Origin of the sequence: Mesorhizobium sp. M7A.F.Ca.US.005.03.2.1 (assembly GCF_003997795.1) — a bacterium.
Classification (GTDB): Bacteria; Pseudomonadota; Alphaproteobacteria; order Rhizobiales; family Rhizobiaceae; genus Mesorhizobium; species Mesorhizobium ciceri.
This window is the reverse complement of sequence record NZ_RZRP01001175.1, coordinates 1-1,476: the sequence shown is the minus strand read 5'-3', so window position 1 is coordinate 1,476 and position 1,476 is coordinate 1. Positions and strand designations below refer to the sequence as shown.

Genomic DNA, 1,476 nt, shown 5'->3' with positions numbered 1-1,476 from the left:
GAACAGCATCGCGCATACACGCCAACTCAAGTTCTCCTTTCACTGCTGGAATCTCGCGCCCGCCGACGTGCGCGCAGTCCAAGACCAGCTCCCGGATCTGAAGATTACTGACGTCACCCGACTGGTCTCGTCAGTGTCAGCAGTGAAAGGAGAACTTGAGTTGGCGTGTATGCGCGATGCTGTTCGACTCACTGACGTGGCAATTCGAACCTTTCAGCAATCGCTTCGTCCCGGCATTACGGAGATCGAAATGGCAGCGGCCCTAGCTGCGGCGGTAACAAACGACCCCAGCAACGCCGCTGGGGATATCGGGCTTGCGCCGGGTACCATTTTGTTTGGAGAGCGAGTGAAGTTGCCCCATGCGCCAGCGACCCATCATCCTCTCAGCAACAACGAACCTGCCTTTCTGGAGATAGGGGCTTCGAAACACGGGTATACAGTGGGAATGGTTCGATGCGCAGTCCTTGGCAAACATCCCGAAACCGAATCTTTGCACGGCTTGGCTGAAGAGGTCATTGCGGCCCTTGTCTCCTCGATTCGACCAGGTGCTACGCCGGCGGACGTTCACGCTGCTGGGGGCGAGGTGTTGAAGCGATCTGGACGCAAGGGCGTCTTCCGCCAACGAACAGGATACCAAACTGGCATCAATTGGACTGAGCGCGGCGACCTAAGCCTGGAGCCCGATGTAAATGAACCACTCCGAGCTGGCATGACCCTGCACATGCCAAACATTTTGTGCAGCGAAAGTGGCTACCTATTTGGTGCCGGCGCACACGTGCTCGTGACAGAGCGCGGCGCGGAACTCCTGAGCGAAATCCCGCCAACACTTTATCGGGCGTGATGCTAGGCGGCGTGGACAAATTTGAGCCAGTATCTGGCGGTGGCTAGGTAGACCATTCCGAGGAAGCTATTGGCCAATTGATCGTAGCGGGTGGCAATGGCCCGGTTGATTTTGAGGTGGCCGAACATGCGCTCGATTCGGTTCCGCTGCTTGTAGAGCGCCCGGTCATACTCGATCTTCACGCGGCGGTTTGATCGGCCGGGTATGACGGGTTTAATCTTCCGCTCGGCGAGATCGGCGCGAATGGTATCGGCATCGTAGCCCTTGTCCGCAAGGAAGGCGTCCGGTGCACGAGTCCCCCTTTTCCGCCCGCTGCCGAGACATGGGCGCGAACTGTGGTGCTGTCGATGCTGTAGTGGCCGCTGTCCGCCATGACCTCGGCGAGCATTACCGCCACGGTCTCCCAGACCCCGGCCTCGCTCCAGCGTCGGAACCGACGATAGATGGTGTTCCAACTGCCGTATTTGGGCGGGACATCCCGCCATGGAGCGCCGCAGCGGAGCCGCCAGAGAATGCCGTTGATGATCGAACGATTCTGCTTGGGAGGTCTACCTCGGCCGCGTTTGTCAGGGTCGATGGGCAGCAAGCCCTTGAGAACACGCCATTCTGCTTCGGTGAGATCGCCCCTGCTCAAA

1 protein-coding gene and 1 pseudogene are annotated in these 1,476 nt (G+C 59.1%); one reads left to right on the top strand and one right to left on the bottom strand.

Going from position 1 to position 1,476, the window contains the following annotated elements:
• On the top strand, positions 1–841 hold an 841-nt coding region (locus tag EN991_RS35945; protein ID WP_164769646.1), incomplete at its 5' end, for a Xaa-Pro peptidase family protein.
• Positions 842–843: 2 nt separating this feature from the next.
• Here EN991_RS35945 and EN991_RS35940 read toward each other — a convergent pair.
• A pseudogene (locus tag EN991_RS35940) lies at positions 844–1,475 on the bottom strand (IS5 family transposase).
• Position 1,476 lies beyond the last annotated feature (1 nt).